The organism is Gorillibacterium massiliense, from assembly GCF_000455485.1.
In the GTDB taxonomy this organism is placed as follows: Bacteria; Bacillota; Bacilli; order Paenibacillales; family NBRC-103111; genus Gorillibacterium; species Gorillibacterium massiliense.
This window is the reverse complement of sequence record NZ_CBQR020000115.1, coordinates 1-17,540: the sequence shown is the minus strand read 5'-3', so window position 1 is coordinate 17,540 and position 17,540 is coordinate 1. Positions and strand designations below refer to the sequence as shown.

At 50.4% G+C, this 17,540-nt stretch carries 20 protein-coding genes; 14 read left to right on the top strand and 6 right to left on the bottom strand.

All coding sequences use genetic code 11. The features are described from left to right. From metG to TJ79_RS16150, 8 genes are all read left to right on the top strand, one after another. Positions 1-509: methionine--tRNA ligase subunit beta (gene metG / locus TJ79_RS16185; RefSeq protein ID WP_040951377.1), on the top strand; the 509-nt coding region annotated here is incomplete at its 5' end. Between the two features lie 175 nt (positions 510-684). Then, positions 685-1,824 (top strand): citrate synthase/methylcitrate synthase, encoded by a 1,140-nt coding sequence (locus TJ79_RS16180; protein ID WP_040951376.1) that lies wholly within the window; start codon positions 685-687, stop codon positions 1,822-1,824. 268 nt (positions 1,825-2,092) lie between these two features. Continuing rightward, positions 2,093-3,025, top strand: coding sequence for a metal ABC transporter substrate-binding protein (locus tag TJ79_RS16175; RefSeq protein ID WP_040951375.1), 933 nt, complete (start codon positions 2,093-2,095; stop codon positions 3,023-3,025). 23 nt (positions 3,026-3,048) lie between these two features. Beyond that, positions 3,049-3,885: a metal ABC transporter ATP-binding protein gene (locus TJ79_RS16170; protein ID WP_052339655.1), complete on the top strand. Its 837-nt coding sequence runs from the start codon at positions 3,049-3,051 to the stop codon at positions 3,883-3,885. Then, positions 3,885-4,688, top strand: a complete 804-nt coding sequence (locus tag TJ79_RS16165; protein WP_040951374.1) for a metal ABC transporter permease — start codon at positions 3,885-3,887, stop codon at positions 4,686-4,688. Before TJ79_RS16170 ends, TJ79_RS16165 begins: the two co-directional genes overlap by 1 nt. A gap of 57 nt (positions 4,689-4,745) precedes the next feature. Next, positions 4,746-5,456 carry a cytochrome c biogenesis CcdA family protein gene (locus TJ79_RS16160; protein ID WP_040951373.1) on the top strand — a complete coding sequence of 237 codons (711 nt, stop codon included), beginning with the start codon at positions 4,746-4,748 and terminating at the stop codon, positions 5,454-5,456. Between the two features lie 95 nt (positions 5,457-5,551). Next, entirely contained in the window at positions 5,552-5,977 is a 426-nt protein-coding gene (gene mntR, locus TJ79_RS16155; RefSeq protein ID WP_040951372.1) for a transcriptional regulator MntR, read from the top strand. Between the two features lie 769 nt (positions 5,978-6,746). Then, a complete protein-coding gene (locus TJ79_RS16150; RefSeq protein ID WP_052339654.1) occupies positions 6,747-7,718 on the top strand; it encodes a patatin-like phospholipase family protein in 972 nt (323 codons plus the stop codon). A gap of 84 nt (positions 7,719-7,802) precedes the next feature. Here TJ79_RS16150 and TJ79_RS16145 read toward each other — a convergent pair whose 3' ends face one another. Together TJ79_RS16145 and TJ79_RS16140 are read right to left on the bottom strand one after the other, a co-directional pair. Continuing rightward, positions 7,803-8,093 carry a hypothetical protein gene (locus TJ79_RS16145; RefSeq protein WP_040951371.1) on the bottom strand — a complete coding sequence of 97 codons (291 nt, stop codon included), beginning with the start codon at positions 8,091-8,093 and terminating at the stop codon, positions 7,803-7,805. 37 nt (positions 8,094-8,130) lie between these two features. After that, positions 8,131-9,051, bottom strand: a complete 921-nt coding sequence (locus tag TJ79_RS16140) for a DUF1385 domain-containing protein (protein ID WP_040951382.1) — start codon at positions 9,049-9,051, stop codon at positions 8,131-8,133. A gap of 200 nt (positions 9,052-9,251) precedes the next feature. On the opposite strand from TJ79_RS16140, the gene aroQ reads away from it, so the two are divergent. The 4 genes from aroQ (at position 9,252) to TJ79_RS16120 (ending at position 12,764) form a co-directional block, all read left to right on the top strand. Beyond that, positions 9,252-9,695, top strand: a complete 444-nt coding sequence (gene aroQ / locus TJ79_RS16135) for a type II 3-dehydroquinate dehydratase (protein ID WP_040951370.1) — start codon at positions 9,252-9,254, stop codon at positions 9,693-9,695. A 1-nt stretch (position 9,696) separates the two neighbouring features. Next, entirely contained in the window at positions 9,697-10,767 is a 1,071-nt protein-coding gene (locus TJ79_RS16130; protein WP_040951369.1) for a M24 family metallopeptidase, read from the top strand. 53 nt (positions 10,768-10,820) lie between these two features. Continuing rightward, the gene (efp, locus tag TJ79_RS16125) at positions 10,821-11,378 is read left to right on the top strand and encodes an elongation factor P (protein ID WP_040951368.1); all 558 of its coding nucleotides are present in this window, start codon (positions 10,821-10,823) and stop codon (positions 11,376-11,378) included. Positions 11,379-11,507: 129 nt separating this feature from the next. After that, positions 11,508-12,764, top strand: coding sequence for an aspartate kinase (locus TJ79_RS16120; RefSeq protein WP_040951381.1), 1,257 nt, complete (start codon positions 11,508-11,510; stop codon positions 12,762-12,764). 65 nt (positions 12,765-12,829) lie between these two features. Here TJ79_RS16120 and TJ79_RS16115 read toward each other — a convergent pair whose 3' ends face one another. Then, complete coding sequence (locus tag TJ79_RS16115; protein ID WP_052339653.1) at positions 12,830-13,318, bottom strand: GyrI-like domain-containing protein; 489 nt, start codon at positions 13,316-13,318, stop codon at positions 12,830-12,832. Between the two features lie 103 nt (positions 13,319-13,421). On the opposite strand from TJ79_RS16115, the gene TJ79_RS16110 reads away from it, so the two are divergent. Further along, complete coding sequence (locus TJ79_RS16110) at positions 13,422-14,351, top strand: helix-turn-helix transcriptional regulator (RefSeq protein WP_040951366.1); 930 nt, start codon at positions 13,422-13,424, stop codon at positions 14,349-14,351. Between the two features lie 81 nt (positions 14,352-14,432). Beyond that, the gene (locus TJ79_RS26055) at positions 14,433-15,344 is read left to right on the top strand and encodes a stalk domain-containing protein (protein WP_162162966.1); all 912 of its coding nucleotides are present in this window, start codon (positions 14,433-14,435) and stop codon (positions 15,342-15,344) included. A gap of 100 nt (positions 15,345-15,444) precedes the next feature. Here TJ79_RS26055 and TJ79_RS16100 read toward each other — a convergent pair whose 3' ends face one another. From TJ79_RS16100 to comA, 3 genes are all read right to left on the bottom strand, one after another. After that, entirely contained in the window at positions 15,445-15,909 is a 465-nt protein-coding gene (locus TJ79_RS16100) for a DUF441 domain-containing protein (protein WP_040951379.1), read from the bottom strand. Between the two features lie 88 nt (positions 15,910-15,997). Then, positions 15,998-16,756 carry a 2-phosphosulfolactate phosphatase gene (locus tag TJ79_RS16095; protein WP_052339651.1) on the bottom strand — a complete coding sequence of 253 codons (759 nt, stop codon included), beginning with the start codon at positions 16,754-16,756 and terminating at the stop codon, positions 15,998-16,000. Next, positions 16,756-17,538, bottom strand: a complete 783-nt coding sequence (gene comA, locus TJ79_RS16090) for a phosphosulfolactate synthase (RefSeq protein ID WP_040951365.1) — start codon at positions 17,536-17,538, stop codon at positions 16,756-16,758. Before comA ends, TJ79_RS16095 begins: the two co-directional genes overlap by 1 nt. Positions 17,539-17,540: the final 2 nt, after the last annotated feature.

Here is a 17,540-nt window from a genome sequence, read left to right as displayed (position 1 = left end):
CGGGACTTACCGTCCGCAAGGGCGACCCGATCTTTCCGCGGTTGGACGCCGCGGATGAGGTAGCCGCCATCGTCGCCGCGATGGCGGGAGGCGCTCCGGCACCGGCAGAGGCGCCGGAGCAAGGCGCAGCCGCCGCTGCTGCGCAGCCGGCGGCTGCCGGGGCGGACGCGCAGCAGGAAGCGAAGGCGGAAATCGGCATCGACGATTTCGCCAAAGTGGAGCTGCGCGTCGCCCAAGTGCTGGCCGCCGAGCCGGTGCCGAAGGCCGACAAGCTGCTGAAACTGCAGCTTGACCTCGGCACCGAACGGCGGCAGGTGGTTTCCGGCATCGCCAAGTTCTACTCGCCGGAAGAGCTGGTGGGACGCAAAGTTATTTGCGTCACCAACCTGAAGCCGGTGAAGCTGCGGGGCGAGCTGTCTCAAGGCATGATTCTGGCGGCTTCCCAAGGCGATCAACTGACCATTGCCACGGTGCCGGACAGCATGCCCAACGGCGCCATTGTAAAGTAAAATAAGGCTGACTGCCGTTCCGATAAGGCTTCGCATCACATAGATGCGGAGCCTTATTTTCTTTCCAACCGATAACTAAAACCTATCACATATATCGAAATATAAATATTTTATTTATTGGACTGTGATGCTATAGTGAGTTAAACGAAAATTACCTTCCGGGAGGCTGATCGAATTGAAGACGTTTGTTTCAGGATTGGAAGGCGTGATTGCGGCAGAAACAGAAATTGGAGAGGTAAACGGAGCAGAGGGCCATCTGGTATACCGCGGATGCTGGGCCAGGGATTTGGCTGTGGAACGAACATTTGAAGAAGCGGCTTATTTGCTGTGGAACGGCCGTCTTCCCAATCATAAAGAGCTTGTGGCCTTTCAAAATGGGCTTGCCAGTTGGAGAAAATTGACCCCGCAGCTGAAAGCGCTCCTGGATGCCATTCCGGCTGAAACGCCGCTCATGAGCGTGATGATGTCTGCTATCGCCGTATCCGGCGCAGGTTCGGCCGCCTGGCCGCCCACCCCGGATCAGGCGATGCGCATCACCGCCATCGCACCGGTCATCATCGCCTATAGGCATTGCGTAGCGGAGGGCAGAACGTGGCAGGATGTACCTGCTTCTATTGTCTCTGAAGATACGGATGATCTTCTGGCTAACGGCCACACCGCACACTATCTTCATATGTTGATGGGGCATGAAGCTTCTTACGCTCAAATCAAGGCGCTTAACGCCTATATGATTTTAGCGATGGAGCATGGACTCAATGCTTCGACTTTTACCGCCAGGGTGGTATCTTCCACCGAGTCCGATCTCTATTCCGCTGTAGCGGCGGCTATCGGCGCAATGAAAGGACCGCTTCACGGAGGGGCGCCTTCCGGTGTCATCGATCTTTTGGAAGAAATCGGAACGAAGGATCAAGCGGAAGCTTGCATCAGGGAGCGCTTGGAGCGAGGGGAAAAGCTTATGGGCTTCGGACATCGCATCTACAAAACCCGCGATCCCCGGGCTGTAGCTCTCCGTTCCATCTGCGAGGAGCTGGCGGGGGACGATCCTTGGCTGGACTTGGCCCGCTTCACCGAAGAAACGGCCATCCGTCTGCTTGATGAATATAAGCCGGGGCGTAAGCTGTACGCCAATGTGGAGTTTTATGCCGCTGCCGTCATGCGGACGGTGCAAATGACGCCTGAGCTATTTACCCCTACCTTTACCGCTGCCCGGATCGTAGGCTGGACCGCCCATGTTTTGGAGCAGTCGGGGAACAACCGGATTATTCGTCCTCAATCGGTCTATATCGGTCCTATGCCGGATGAAGCAAGCGCATAAACGATCTTCATAAATAATTGAAACAAAGAAGGCAGAGCCTATCGTTATGGGGCTCTGCCTTTTCGTATTATACCGGTATATGCGGATATTAATCGTAAAAATTATTATTAGTTGACAGCGGAAGAAGCTTCCCTCTATAATAACTTACTGTAAATCAGTAAAATTACTATTTACATAAACGCTCCATTTTATTCATCCAATGAGCTATCCAAAAATCATCACCGGCTTTGCCTTGATTTGCGGCAAAGGCGGTTCAGGAGGTTAAGAAATGAAATCCCGTGTTATGAAAATGTTTAGCTTTGTCGCAATGATCGGTTTATCTTTGGTTCTTCTGGCCGGCTGCGGGGGCAAAGGATCCGCAAACACGGAAGATGGAAAAATCAATGTCGTCACCAGCATTTATCCATTATATGATTTCGCTGTGAAAATAGGCGGAGAGCACGTTCATGTCGTCAACATCGTCCCTGCCGGAGTGGAACCTCACGACTGGTCGCCCCAAAGCCGAGATATCCGTACGATGCGGAAAGCCGATCTGCTGCTTTATCAAGGCGCCGGCTTGGAAGGCTGGATCGATGATTTTCTAAAAAGCGCCGGCTCCGGTTTGAAAGCTACGGAGGTATCCCAAGGTCTGAAGCTGCTTCCGGCCAGCGGCGGAGAGGAAGAGGGCGATTCCGGCCATGGCGTCGATCCTCATACTTGGCTTAGCCCAGTGGTCGCCAAAGACATGTCCAAACATATCCTCGACAGTCTCGTCGAAGCCGACCCGGCTCACAAAGCCGATTATGAAACCAATTACAGCAATCTGGCGGAGAAGTTTGATGAGCTGGATAAATCATACCGGGAAACGCTGACTGCTCTTCCTAAACACAATATCGTGGTCCAGCACAGCGCGTTTGGCTATTTGTGCAAGGAGTACGGGCTCACTCAGGAGGCGATTATGGGTCTTACTCCCGACGCTGAACCGACTGCCAAGAAGATGAAGGAGATCAAAAGCTTCGTTGAGGAGAATCAGGTATCCTATATCTTTTTTGAAGCATTGGTTTCCGATAAACTGGCGAAAACATTAGCCCGGGATGCCCATGTCAACACCTTGCCTCTCAATCCTTTAGAAGGACTGACTAAAGAGGAGATCAAGGCAGGAAAAGATTACTTTTCCGTCATGAATGATAATTTGCATAACTTGACTAAAGCGTTACAATAAAGGCAGTAAAGGAGATGGGTCATATGAAGCCCGCCTTATTCGACGCGCAAAACGAATCCGGCATCTCTTGTCACGAGCAAATCATAGGCATAGACCGGCTTTGTTTTTCATACGAATCCCGCAAGGTCATTGATAATTTGAACTTTAACATCCTGGAAAGGGACTTTGTCGGATTGGTCGGCGCCAATGGAGCCGGTAAAACGACGCTCATGAAAATGCTGGTGGGGCTGATTGCTCCCGATGAAGGTGAAATCCGCTTGTTCGGCGCGCCTGTCCAGCATTTCTGCGACTGGGAACGGATCGGCTACGTACCGCAAAAAAACAACTTCAATCCGCTGTTTCCGGCAACGGTAAAGGAAGTCGTTCAATCTGGCTTGTACAGCCGCAAGAATCTCTTTCGCCGAGTGTCTGCCGCTGACCGGGAAAAATGCTCGGAAGCGCTGAAGGTAATGGGTATCAGCGAACTGGCTGACCGGCGCATCGGTCAACTGTCCGGCGGCCAGCAACAGCGGGCTTTTCTCGCTCGAGCATTGATCAACCAACCGGATCTGCTTATTCTGGATGAGCCGACGGTAGGGGTGGACACAGCCACCCAGGAAAGCTTTTTCCATCTGCTGCGCCATCTGCACACCCATCACCGGATTACATTTCTCATGGTCACCCACGACTTGGATATGCTGAAGGCGTATCTTGGCGATGAACCGGCACACTGCGCTGGGAAGCTGAACTTTTACGTCAAACACACCCATGCGCCGGAAGACTGCCGAGACGACGGCTTGACCCACGCCGTAGGGGACTTGCAAGACGCGATGGCGGGTGGAACCGGGAACAATCAGCCTTTAATGAGGAGCTTACGTTAATGGACATCTTGCTTGAACCTTTTTTTCAACGCGCCCTCATTGGCGGCATTCTCATCGGCATTGCTACGCCGCTTTTAGGTATTTTTCTCGTACTGCGGCGCTTGTCGATGATTGGTGATACCCTTTCACACGTATCGATTGCTGGGGTGGCCCTCGGTTTTTTGATCAACGTATACCCGCTCGCCATGGGCCTAGTTTTCGCCCTTTTGGCATCATTCGCCATCGAATGGCTGCGGAAAGCTTATAAAACGTATGCGGAGCTGTCCATCGCCATCATTATGTCGACGGGGATTGCGCTGGCGACGCTGCTCTTCTCCCTAGGCCAGGGTTTCACGGTGAATGTAACCGGCTATTTGTTCGGGAGCATCTATACGTTAGACACCACGGATCTGTGGATGGTGGCCGGTGTTGCCGTGCTTATTATTCTGTTTATCCTCCTCAACTATAAAGAGATGTTTCTCCTGTTCTTTGATGAAGAAGCGGCAGCCGTAAGCGGTTTACCCATCCGGTTCTATAATATCGCCATCACGATGCTGACGGCGCTTGTCATCAGCGTCTCCATTAAAATCGTCGGTGCTCTCCTGGTCTCATCTCTGGTCACGATCCCGGTTGCCGCCAGCTTGCTTTTGGCCCGCAGTTTCAAGCATTCGATTATCCTCGGTATCGTCTTTTCGGAAGCTGCAGTCGTTGTCGGCTTGTTATTGGCCGGAACCATAAGTCTCGCTCCCGGTGCAACCATCGTGCTGCTGCTGGTGCTGTTTTTGCTGGTGACGTTGGCGGCGCGCGCTCGTTTTCGAGTATAAACCTAGCAGATCTGCTCATGCGGGATCGAAATTTCTCTATCGGAAGGAGAAAACGCCTTGTCCCATGTGAATTTGGGCATTGCCTTTATCGCAGGCATCGCATCCTTCGTATCTCCGTGCTGCTTACCGCTATATCCTTCTTATCTTTCCTATATTACGGGGATCTCCGTACAACAGCTAAAAGAGCAACCCAACAAGGACAGCCGCAGGCGCGTGCTGTCCCATTCGTTTTTTTTCCTGCTCGGGTTTTCCGTTGTCTTCTATACCATTAACTTTGGAGCTAATTTTGTCTCGGATTTTTTCATTGAATACCGGGATTTGATCCGTCAACTATCGGCAATTCTCATCTTGGTCATGGGTCTGTTTATGCTTGGCGTCTTTAAACCCCAATTTCTCATGAGGGAGAAGAAGGTGCAAATCAAATGGCGGTCGGCAGGCTATTTGAGCTCCTTTTTTGTTGGCATCGGCTTTTCCGCCGGCTGGTCTCCATGCATCGGTCCGATCCTCTCGATTATCGCGGCTATGGCGGCTTCCGAGCCGGGAAGCTGGTTCTTGCTGACGACTTTTTACGCATTGGGCTTCGGCATTCCTTTTATGGGGCTTAGTCTGTTCATTGGCTCCGCCCGCAAGCTGCTGCGATTCTCTTCCGCCATTATGAAAGGAAGCGGCGCGATAATGGTGGTGCTGGCCGTATTGCTCTATACGGACCGGATGACGCTGATAACGGCAAAGCTGAATGGGATTGCCCCCGACTGGCTGAAGTTTTAGGTGTGCGAAACCGGACGAATCCGGTAATATTCTTGCACTCTCCTTTGGAATGGGGTATAGTACATAATGCACATTGAAGCGAAAGGGGAACGAGCATGGCAGCTACGCCCAGCATGGAGGATTATCTGGAGCGAATCTACAAGCTCATCGATGAGAAGGGGTACGCCCGCGTTTCCGATATCGCGGAAGGCCTCGAAGTTCATCCCTCTTCCGTAACGAAAATGATTCAGAAGCTGGACAAAGATAACTATCTCGTCTATGAGAAATACCGCGGCCTCATTCTGACGGCAAAAGGCAAGAAGATGGGGAAAAGGCTGATGGACCGGCACAAGCTGCTGGAGACGTTCTTGACCGTCATCGGAGTGCAGGAAGAGAACATTTACAAGGATGTTGAAGGCATCGAGCATCATTTAAGCTGGGACTCCATTACCTGCATCGAGACGTTGATCGAATATTTTCAGCAAAATCCCGAACGCAGGGATGAGCTCATAAAGGTAAGATCTGAACTGGAGATGGAATAGCGATCCCCCTGGAATTTTCACTTAACATCATATCGACTACAACAAACCTGCCGGACGGCGGGTTTTTTTTGTACTAGAAAACCTCACTTCGAGTAGAAAATCCTTTGAACACGATAATAAAATGAACGCCGTTCTGCCTTCCGCGCAGATGAAATCAGGAGAATAATGGATGGATAAGAACAGTCACCATTGGTTGAACCATTGAAATGGGCAGGAAGTGGAGAGTGTATAGATAAATACCTGCAAATATACCGTTATTGCTCTTCCAGTAAAGGGGATTTTTTACAATACCTGCAAATCTACAGTTATTTCGAGCTCAAGCTCTTCATTTGTAGCCATCGGACAAAAATACCTGTACAATAGCAGGTATTTCTGCAAATGAGTCCATTTTGTTGAGAATACCTGCATCTTTGCAGCTATTCGCTACAACGCTGTCCCAAGCCCCACGCAGGATTACGTCCGCATGCGGGTAGGTAGTCGTGAGTAGCACGAGCTCATTGATCCGTTGACGGGGAATAAGGGCAGGAAACGTGGCCCCTTGAGGGGATAGCCCGTGAACGTTTCGCAAGTGGCAGATCTTTTATGCGCCTTTGAGGCTGCTTGTACCATGCCCTTATAGGGCTAATGGAAGCCCCCGGCTAGGCCGGCGGTTAGGTGACCGCTGCCCCCAAAAATCCGCGAAGACGTTGAATACAAATCTCAAAGCATAGGCATGGGTAGCCTCGCATACCTTTCTATGATAGCAACAGCTTCATGAGGGGGAATCGGGATGGAGGTAAACGCCGTCTTCCAGGGTGGAGGTGTCAAGGCGATCGGCTTGGCCGGCGCGGTTTGCGAGGCGGAGCGGCGCAAAATCGTTTTTGGCAATATGGCGGGAACATCCTCCGGCTCCATCATCGCGGCGCTGCTGTCTGCAGGCTATACTGGCAAAGAGATGAGGAAGATCATCATCGAAACGCCTTTCACCTCCTTTTTGAAAAAGTCGCCGCTATTCCGCATCAAAGGTATCGGACCTGCTGCACGTCTGTTCATCAAAAAAGGCTTATTCTCAGGAGATTTGCTGGAAATGTGGATCTACGGATTGTTGGCTGACCGCAATATCCGAACCTTTGGAGATTTGCCTCCGGGGAAGCTGCGAATAATCGCTTCGGACATCACGGACGGCAAACTTCTCGTTTTGCCTGGGGATATCGCCCGTTACGGCATCGATCCGAATCGATTCACGATTGCGAAAGCTATCCGTATGAGCACCAGCATCCCTTATTTTTTCGATCCGGTTGTATTACGGAGGAAATTTGATAGGCGAACGAAACCGAAATCGTTTGCTGAGCAGTTTGTGTACATCGTGGATGGCGGCATCTTGAGCAACTTCCCGTTATGGTTATTCGATGAAGAGAAGGAACGTCCCACTTTGGGGTTTCAATTGGTGGGGAGAGGCAAGGAGGATGAGACCCATCGCATAATAGGACCGCTTACCATGTTTCAGGCGTTGTTCTCCACGATGATGGAAGCCCATGACGAACGATATATTGAAGAATCCAACAGTGTGCGGACGATAAAAATCCCCTCAGCCGGTGTGCACGCGACCCAGTTTGAGATCAAACCGGAGCAAAGCTTGGAACTGTTTGAAGCGGGAGTGCGGGCGGCCGATAAGTTTTTCCGCAACTTTTCGCTGGTCGGCTACCATGAGCGGTTCGGCTATCCACCGGCTGCGAAAGATAAAAGGGTGATCCGGTTTTAAAGACAGTATCTAATCATGCAACGGCGGCAATAAAAAACCATCCGCGGCACGAAAACGTGCGGGATGGTTTTTGGTTTGGATGAATTATTGCTTGTCGTTTGGCTTATTGCCGGGAATGACGCGGAAGGGGGATTTCCGTTTCGCTTGGCGGGGCTTGGCGCCGGCGCTGAAGCGATTCACGTTCCGGCGGCCCGGATAGCCTCCGCGGCCGGATAAGCGCCGTTCATAGTAAAACAGACCGACAATAACCGCGATGACAGCGACTCCGACCAATATTCCTAAAATATTGTGGAAGATCATGAGCATAAAACCGAATATGCTCAAGCCATAGACCGTATAGTCCCAGTTGGTGAAACGTCTGTACGGACGAGCCATGCGAATCCCTCCTGTCGAAAAATCGTATGCAGGCTTGTTAAGCCTGAGCCTGGCTATCCAACTCGCGCATCCGATTGAAGGATGCGATGGAAACTTCGACCATGGAGTCATCCGGTTCCTTGGTTGTCAGCTTTTGCAGCCACAAGCCCGGATAACCTAGGAAACGCAGTACGGGAATATCTCTCATGGCGTTGGTTAGCTTCAGAAACTCAAAGGAAACGGCGATAATGACGGGGAGAAGCAGAAGGCGTTGCACCATCCGTTCTACGAATCCGTCGTAATGGAAGAAAGAATAGATGACAACACCGATGAGCACCGTCATCACAAGAAAACTGCTTCCGCAGCGGTAATGCAGGGTGCTGAACTTTTGTACGTTAGGCACAGTCAGTTCCTCACCGGCTTCGTAAGCGCTTATTACTTTATGTTCGGCCCCGTGATATTGAAAGAGTCGCTTAACAGGAGGGGCAAGACCAATAATGTAAATATAAAAGAGCAGAAAGACGATCTTGATGGCGCCTTCTAATAAATTATGAAAGATCTGGTTCTTAAATACCCCTTGGAACAGCAGTTGTTCCAATGTCATAGGAACCAGGGTAAAGATGAGCTTGCCGAATATGAAGGAAAGCACACCGACGGCGGCGACGCCAATGACGAGTCCTAATCGGTCAGACATTGATGGGGCGGTTTCTTTTTTAGGCTCATCTGTTCCATCGGATTCTTCTTCTGCAAAAATCTCAGCGGAAAAGTTCAAATGCTTAGCACCTTTTCCGGCTGAATCGACGATGGCGACCAGGCCGCGCAGAAACGGTATTTTTTTCAGGGTGCGTACCCAGTTTTTCTCGCTTTTCGGAACTTCCAAAAAGGAGATATCGCTGTTCTTCCGGCGGACAGCCGTTACGTTCACGGTTTTCCCGCCGAACATGACGCCTTCTAGCACTGCTTGGCCCCCGTAGCTCATGGAGTTATTTTGCGACAACCTTTTCACCTCTTTATCATTTAAAAAACCTTATTATTATTGTAACCAATTTCGTATGGCTTTGCCAGTTATCCGGGGGTTAATTCCCTGAGACAACCTGAAAAAAAAGTTCTCAAAACGGGGAATGATATGGTAAAATGGCTAAAGTTATAGGCACTAAAGGGCGTAAGGCGGTTGAATTTATGAAAATATTGGTTCTGAATGGCCCTAATTTGAACCTGCTCGGCGTCAGAGAGCCGGGTGTTTATGGTTCAGTCACGCTGCCAGCCATTGAAAAGCAACTGCTGAACAAGGCAAGCGAATGGGGTATCGAGCTTGAATTTTTTCAATCCAATCACGAGGGAGCTCTCCTTGACAAGATTCATGAAGCCTATGGCACGAAGGACGGAATTTTGATCAATCCGGGAGCTTTGACTCATTACAGCTATGCGCTAAGGGATGCCATAAGCTCTGTGAATCTGCCGACTGTGGAAGTTCATTTGTCCAATATCCATAAGCGGGAAGAGTTTCGTCACCATTCGGTGATCGCTCCCGTGGCGATTGGACAAATCGCCGGATTTGGAGCATACGGCTATGAAATGGGGCTTGCGGCACTGCAACGACATTTGAAGGAGAAGGGTGAATAGATTGGGACAAACGAGACTGGACAAGCTGCGGGTGAAGCTGGCGGAAAGCGGGCTTGACGCGCTTTTCGTCACGAACCCGTTCAATCGCAGGTACTTGACAGGATTTACCGGAACCTCCGGTTATGTGCTGATCACCGCTGATGAAGCCTGGTTTTTGACGGACTTCCGCTATACGGAGCAAGCAGCTGAGCAGGTTCGCGATTTTTCCATCGTCATGCACAAACCGGCGGTAATCGAAACCGTCAAGGAACTGTTGGATGCGGCAAAAATCAAACGCCTTGCTTTTGAACAAGGTGACCTTATTTATGGAACCTACCTCGATTATTCCGCAAAATTGGGGGACATCACGCTCATCCCGACTTCCAATTTGGTTGAGGGCCTGCGGGATATCAAGGATGAAGAGGAGATCGCCGTTCTTGAGGAAGCTGCGGACTTGGCTGACAAAACCTTCACTCATATTCTGGGTTATTTGAAACCGGGAATTACGGAATGGGACGTCGCTTTGGAGATGGAGATGTTCATGCGCAAAAACGGCGCGGCCTCTTCCTCCTTCGATACCATCATCGCATCGGGCGAACGCTCTGCACTTCCTCACGGCGTTGCCAGCAGCCGGGTGCTTCACGGCGACGAATTTGTTACAATGGACTACGGCGCTTTATACAAAGGGTACTGTTCCGATATTACCCGCACCGTGGTATTGGGTAAAGCGACGGAAAAGCACCGGGAAATTTACAAAATTGTCCTGGAAGCCCAATTGACCTGTTTGGCCGGCTTAAAGCCGGGCATGACCGGGCAAGAAGGCGACGCCTTGGCACGTGACGTCATTGCGAAAGCCGGCTACGGCGATCGCTTCGGCCACGGTACCGGCCACGGCATCGGCTTGGAAATCCATGAGAATCCACGGCTTGGCAAGCTGTCTGATACCGTCCTAAAACCAGGGATGGTCGTAACCGTTGAGCCTGGCATTTACTTGCCTGGATTTGGCGGTGTGAGAATCGAAGACGATGTGGTTGTAACCGAAACCGGCATCCGTGTTATTACGAAATCAACCAAAGAACTTTTGGAGATTTGATAGTTCGATTGCATTTTTTTGAATGAGGCAACCCATTTGAGGAGGATAAACCAGTGATATCAGTAAACGATTTTAAAACAGGATTAACCATTGAAGTTGACGGCGACCTTGTTTCCGTTATCGAATTCCAGCACGTAAAACCCGGCAAGGGCGCAGCTTTTGTCCGCTCCAAGCTGAAAAACCTCCGCAACGGCAACGTGATGGAAAAAACCTTCCGTGCCGGCGAAACCGTCGTACGTGCCCATGTAGAAAACCGCTCAACCCAATACCTGTACGCCGCAGGCAACGAGCACACCTTCATGGATACCGAAACTTACGATCAATTTACTTTGGACTCCAAGCAGATCGAGTGGGAACTGAAGTTCCTGAAAGAGAATATGATGGTGAATATCATCAGCTACCAAGGAGAAATTCTTGGCGTCAACCTGCCGAACAACGTAGAGCTGAAGGTTGTGGAAACGGAGCCAGGTATTAAGGGCAACACGGCACAAGGTGCAACCAAAAACGCCAAAGTTGAAACCGGCTTGAATGTGCAAGTGCCGCTGTTTATCAGTGAGAATGACACACTGTTGATCGACACGCGCGAAGGAAAATACATTTCCCGGGCATAAGGACGGACGGCTCATCACCGCCTCGGCAGGTCAACAGGCTGATTCTCGCCGTTGACCTGCCCTCTCTGTATGAGGGGCTTTATCGATTTAATGCGTCATATTATGAAATGGGGTTTGGAGGGGACCGGCTTGTCATTGATTGTTATGAAATTCGGGGGAAGCTCCGTCGGCGATGCAGAGCGGATGAAACGTGTCGCCAAGCGGATTGTCGAGAGAAAGAGAGAAGGCAATCGCTGTGTCGTCGTGGTGTCCGCAATGGGAGACACGACGGACGATTTGATTGATATGTCCAAGCAAATCGTCGAAGGAACGCCGCCGGCCAGAGAAATGGATATGCTGTTGACCACCGGCGAGCAAATTTCCATCGCTCTTTTGTCCATGGCGATTCAGCAATTGGGGGAAAAGGCCGTATCTTACACCGGCTGGCAATCGGGTATCTACACCGAAGCCGAGCACGGGAAGGCGCGGATTTCGGACATTCAGCCTCACCGGGTCATGGAAGCATTGGACAACGACAGCATCGTAGTCGTCGCAGGTTTCCAGGGGATGACGGAAGAGGGACAAATCACCACCCTTGGACGGGGCGGCTCGGATACGACGGCGGTAGCCGTCGCCGCAGCGATCAAAGCGGATTTGTGCGAAATCTACACGGATGTCGACGGCGTCTATTCGACGGACCCGCGCATTGTCAAACAAGCCCGCAAGCTGCCTGAGATTTCATACGACGAAATGCTTGAGCTGGCCAACCTGGGAGCCGCTGTGCTGCATCCCCGCGCGGTTGAATACGCCAAACACAATAAAGTCAATCTCGTTGTCCGTTCAAGCTTTAACTATAATGAAGGAACGTATGTGAAGGAGGAAACCGTGATGGAGCAAGGGATCGTCGTCAGCGGCATCGCCTATGATAAAAATATCGCCCGGATCAGCATTTTGGGAGTACCCGAGCGGACAGGGCAACTCGCTGCCGTGTTTACCGCACTGGCGGAAGTTAAACTCGATGTGGACGTCATCGTGCAAAGCGGCGTGGTAAACGGCATGGCGGACTTTTCTTTCTCACTTCCGGCAGATGACGTAGAGAAGGCGCTGAACATCATCGAAGGAATCCGCGAACGCATTGGATTCCGAGAAGTAACTTCCGAAGTCGGGTTGATCAAGGTTTCCATCGTCGGTGCCGGCATGGTCAGCACCCCGGGAGTTGCTGCCAAAATGTTCGATGTTATCTCCAAGCTGGGCATCAGCGTTAACATGGTCAGCACCTCCGAGATTAAAATTTCCTGCATTATCGATGGCTCACGGCCTCATGAAGTGATTCAAGCGCTGCACACGGCTTACGGCTTGGACACCGAGGTGCAAGCCTTCGTAGGCGGACCGAAAGATCGTAGATAAGTCGCACGATAAAAAACGGCAGATTTGAGGGAAACCCTCATATCTGCCGTTTTTGCGTTTTTGGATTATCGAGTTCTTGCCTCGACCGGAATCCATAGTTCCACTTCTGCATCTAGAGGATTCCCGTTTAATAGAACTTCAGCAACGGGGCCGCCATTGTAAACATAGTCGGAATCCCCGGATAGGATGTCGTTAAACCCGAGTTCTTCCAGTTTGTCAAAGGCTAATCGGGATAATCCACCATTTTCCGATAGAATCAAATACTGGCCGGCCGGGAAAAGAATCTCTTCAGCCCCTTCCACTGCAGGCTGCGAGGACTGGAACCCTGCATAATAGAAGGTTTGGGTTCCATCTGTCGTCAAGGCGGCGAATCCGAAGGGGCTTTCCGAAAGGGGTCTCAGCTGCGCCATCTTTCCGTTTTGGACCAAGGTTTTGAATAAGTCGGTCTTCGGTCCGGAATACGCAGCATCGTGAATGGCTCCTGTTGCTCCCAACGCTGTTTTAAACCCGACAAAGCGGAAAGCTTCTTTTTGTTCGATTCTGGTTTCGCTCACTTTCATTTCCTCCTCATCATTTCTTGTTTGATCTACACCATTACTTTACCAAGACAATGATGACAGCATTATGTCATAATGGATTTCGAGGTGAAGGTTTTTTATGAAAATCGACCGATTGGTTGCGATCATCAGCCTTTTGCTTGAGCGGGATACGGTTTCTACCAGCGAACTGGCGGAAAAATTGGAGGTCAGCCGGAGAACGATTTTTCGAGATGTGGATACGTTGAGCATGGCCGGCTTGCCGGTTATGACAACCCGCGGGTCAGTTGGTGGTGTGAGCTTGATGAAATCATACAAAGTGGATAAAAAACTGTTCACCCCGCAGGACGTGTCCCGTTTGATCGCCGGCTTGGAAAGCTATCACCAGTTGTTGGAGAACCGCGACCTAGCCAATACACTGGTTAAGCTGCAGAGCATGAAAGGGGAAAACGGTACGGAGCCGAGCAAAGGGGGCGACGCACGTTTTTCGGTGGATTTGGCTCAAACCCGGGGGAACCGCTCCTTGCGTGGACTTTTACAGCAGATTGAAACGGCCATAAACGAGTACCGTTGTTTGTTGTTTCGTTATACGGACAGAAACGGCGAAGGAACCCTTCGCCAGGTTGAACCTTATAAGATCGTTTTCAAAGAAGGAAGCTGGTATTTGCAGGCGTTTTGCCTGGAGCGAAACGATTACCGCATCTTCAAGCTGGCGCGAATGAGCGAGGCGAAATTGTCGGACGAAGCTTTTTCACCTAAAGATTTTGAACCCCTCCACATGGGTATCTCAGACGGGGTGCTGCAATCCTTGGTGCCAGTTACCATCCGTATCGATCTATCCGTCAAGGATAAGATCATCGAGCGATTTGGAGAGGATCATATTCTCGCCCAGGAAGGAAGCGAGGTCATTGCTCGATATCCTATCGTCGATAACGAGCACGGTTATAACGTATTACTCCGCTTCGGAAAGAAATGCGAGATTCTCGAGCCGGCAGAAGTCAGGCAACATTTCATCCAATACTTGGACGAGGTTCGGGAGATGTATCGATAATGCGAGTGATCTACTAATTATTTACAATATTAGGATGCAGAGGTAAAATGACGGTATATCTAAATGGAGCAGGTGAAGACGATGAAAAAGAAGCTTTTAACGTCATTCGTTATTTGCAGCTTAGTTGCAGCACTTTTACCCGTTATTGCGAATGGCCAGTCCGCGCCTAATAAATGGTATTATTCTACAGTTGATTCACAGCTTACGGATTTTGAAAAAGGAACCCATTGGATTGAGAAAATGACCTATGAAAACGGAGCGACAACAAGCATTACAGAGGTAGATCAAGGTCGAGTTACTTTTCTCATGATCAACAATGACTTCATCCCAAATGCCGATGTAAAGATAAATCATGGATACGCCTTCGTTCCGATTCGTTTGGTCATGGATGCACTTGGAGGGCAAGTAAACTGGGATGCGCAGAAACAAGAAGCGATCATCGTTTATAAAAGCAATAAAATGATCTTGAGGGCAGGCGGTACAAGTGCCGATCTGAATGGTAAAACGATTCGTCTGCCTTTGGCTGCACAGATCATTAGAGGGCGCATGTATGCCCCTTTGAGAGCAGTCTCAGAAGCTTTGGGTATGAAGGTTAGCAATAATATCGGCTTCATGCCTTTTTTTAACCCGCTCATTTCAATCGATGATCGAACCCAAAATGTGACGAAGGAACAAGCCGTCAAACTGGCTAAAGACGCTATGGAGCACGCGTACGACACATTTTCAAAGAATGATACTTATGCGAACGGCAGTGATCTCTCTAACAAAACTCTAGCTGACATTAAACAAAAAATCGATCATATCGGGTATGAGGATGAATCAGCCGGATATTGGATTTTGACGGGTCCCTATGAAATCTTAGTTGATAAGTCGACGGGAAATATGCTTTTTAGAGATACGGGTATGGAAGTAAGCGGCAGTTACATTGAAGGGATATTTCCGGTAGATGTAAAAAATAAAGAAATATTCGCCAGGGGCTATTTTTTAGGATGAATTCGGTCAAGAGCTAATCTACTATATCGAATGCAAAGAATCCCTTCGGTTCCCCTTGGAGCCGGAAGGGATTCTTTTTTGTTTAGGAGACTTTTCACGTCTACAAAAACTTGCCGAAAATGAACTGGAACGCCTTCAGCAGGAGGGCGGTCAGCCCGGCAGCCATAAGCGGGCCGACAGGTATGCCACGCAGGAAGATGATGCCGAATATGGAGCCGATTACGAGACCGACAATGATCTGCGGTTCCAACTTCAGCATTTCCAGGCCCCGGCCGTTCATGAATGCGGCGATTGCACCGCCCGCAAGCGCCATTATACCGGGCAGGGTAAGTACGACGGAGGAGATGTCTTTGTAGGTGATCTTGCCGCTGGCAAAGGGGACAAGCACCCCCATAGTCAGAAAAAGCAGCCCGAGTTCTAACCCTCTGCGTTCGATGGTGGGGAAGAAGCGCTGCAAACTCAACAGATTGAACACCAGTAGGATGCAGGCAGCCGTGGTGATGATTGGAGAGCGACCTATAAGTCCAATGATGATAAGTATGAGCAGAATGATATTGCCGTTCAACATCGCACTCGCTACCCACCCCTCGAGCGGCCAAGCCGTCAGCCTTGTACCATCAGTTTATGATGGACAAGGCGCTTTAGAACAGGCTTTATTTGATCGGAGCGAGCTCTATATCATGAAGGTCTTGGTTTTCGGCTAGATGCAAGGGTACCAACGCTCCATCCATCAAAACAGGGACGAGATCAATACAACCTACTTGCGAGCAGTAGGCGACGTCCCTTTGGAAGCCAAGCCGGATAAGGCGTGTACCTGTATCGCATTGCATCAGAAGATTCACGATATCGCTGTTGGTGGTTTGATAGAAATGCAGCATGGTTAATCCAAAATCGTCGATCTGCGGATGCTCTTCGCAAATTTTTAGCCATTCATGCAAAAACAAGCCTGCCGTCAGGCCATCTTCGACATTGAACGAGCCTTTTGTTCCTGAACAGATAACGACGACATCCTGCTGCCTCCCGTACGCTGCGGCGGCGCAAACGGGGGCGTTCAATAGACTGCAGACCAGTATTCGATCGGCTTTTTCCGCCGCTTTTAACCCGCGGGTGCCGTTGGTGGTGGTCATCAGGATCCGCTTGTCTTTCACTGCGTCGGACTGATATTCGAAAGGCGAGTTTCCCAGGTCAAAGCCAGGGATGATCAGGCAATCCCGCTCGCCTCCGAGGAGATCACCCAGCTGGCGCTTCGCTTCGGCTTCTTGCGGAGTGAGGCAGGGCACGATGCTGCTTGCCCCGGCAGCCAGTCCAGTGACTATGTTGCTGGTAGCCCGCAGGGTGTCGATGACGATGGCGGTATATGGTCGCCATTCATCAGGCAGCTCCTGAATCATCGGCAGCACGCGTATCTTCATTAGAGTACCTGATCCGCAAGGGCAAGTTCGAAGTGAAACGTATCCATCCTCAAGCCGCGGCGCAGCGCTTCAAGGGAATAAACATCTTGCGGGGCAATGTTGCCAAAATGGGTATTGCGGCCAAGCAGTTGAATGAGATGAACCTGCTGATCCTTATGGGGCGCTTCCCACATCAGCCATTCGCTGCCGCCTAACCGTCTCACAACCTCCAGGATTTCCTCATCACGGCAATGGCCGAGCTCATCGTAGATTCCTACTCCGCTACCCGATTCTCTGCCCTCGACAATAAACAGCTCCGCACCGCATTCCGCATCAGACAAAGCTGTCTCTACCAAATCATCGATCCTCAGCCTTGAGCCCCAGCATTTTTTTCCATATTCGGTAACAACCCTGAGCCCGGCCGATTTGCCCATTCGAATCATTTGTTTACGGATCGCCGGGCTCATTTCGATCGTTCCGTCGGATATTTCGATGCCATTGAAGCCTAATTCCGCAACTCTCTCTACGTATTGGTGGGATAGATCGCGAAAAACGGCGATTTCTTGAAAGGTTCCACCCGGGTAGATGACGATATTTTTCTCTTTTGCCATGGCAATCTTTTGCTCCAGCAAATGGCGGGGGTATAGAGCGGCAGTTCCGAAGCCCAGCTTGATGATATCGATATAATCATGTGACGTTTCCAACAGATCGTGAAAGGACGCAAGGCCCAGGCCTTTGTCGATCACCATTGTTTTTCCGCCTTCCCGGGGTTTGGTTCCCCGTTGTCCGGCCGGATCCATCATTT

Bases quoted from the DNA above. Each gene is read 5' to 3' on its own strand.
- TJ79_RS16145 (WP_040951371.1), bottom strand. From the start codon at position 8,093: ATGGCTCGTCCGTACAGACGTTTCACCAACTGGGACTATACGGTCTAT.
- TJ79_RS16165 (WP_040951374.1), top strand. From the start codon at position 3,885: ATGGACATCTTGCTTGAACCTTTTTTTCAACGCGCCCTCATTGGCGGC.
- mntR (WP_040951372.1), top strand. From the start codon at position 5,552: ATGGCAGCTACGCCCAGCATGGAGGATTATCTGGAGCGAATCTACAAG.
- TJ79_RS16170 (WP_052339655.1), top strand. From the start codon at position 3,049: ATGAAGCCCGCCTTATTCGACGCGCAAAACGAATCCGGCATCTCTTGT.
- TJ79_RS16095 (WP_052339651.1), bottom strand. From the start codon at position 16,756: ATGAAGATACGCGTGCTGCCGATGATTCAGGAGCTGCCTGATGAATGG.
- TJ79_RS16150 (WP_052339654.1), top strand. From the start codon at position 6,747: ATGGAGGTAAACGCCGTCTTCCAGGGTGGAGGTGTCAAGGCGATCGGC.
- TJ79_RS16110 (WP_040951366.1), top strand. From the start codon at position 13,422: ATGAAAATCGACCGATTGGTTGCGATCATCAGCCTTTTGCTTGAGCGG.
- comA (WP_040951365.1), bottom strand. From the start codon at position 17,538: ATGATGGATCCGGCCGGACAACGGGGAACCAAACCCCGGGAAGGCGGA.
- TJ79_RS16140 (WP_040951382.1), bottom strand. From the start codon at position 9,051: ATGAGCTACGGGGGCCAAGCAGTGCTAGAAGGCGTCATGTTCGGCGGG.
- TJ79_RS26055 (WP_162162966.1), top strand. From the start codon at position 14,433: ATGAAAAAGAAGCTTTTAACGTCATTCGTTATTTGCAGCTTAGTTGCA.
- aroQ (WP_040951370.1), top strand. From the start codon at position 9,252: ATGAAAATATTGGTTCTGAATGGCCCTAATTTGAACCTGCTCGGCGTC.
- TJ79_RS16175 (WP_040951375.1), top strand. From the start codon at position 2,093: ATGAAATCCCGTGTTATGAAAATGTTTAGCTTTGTCGCAATGATCGGT.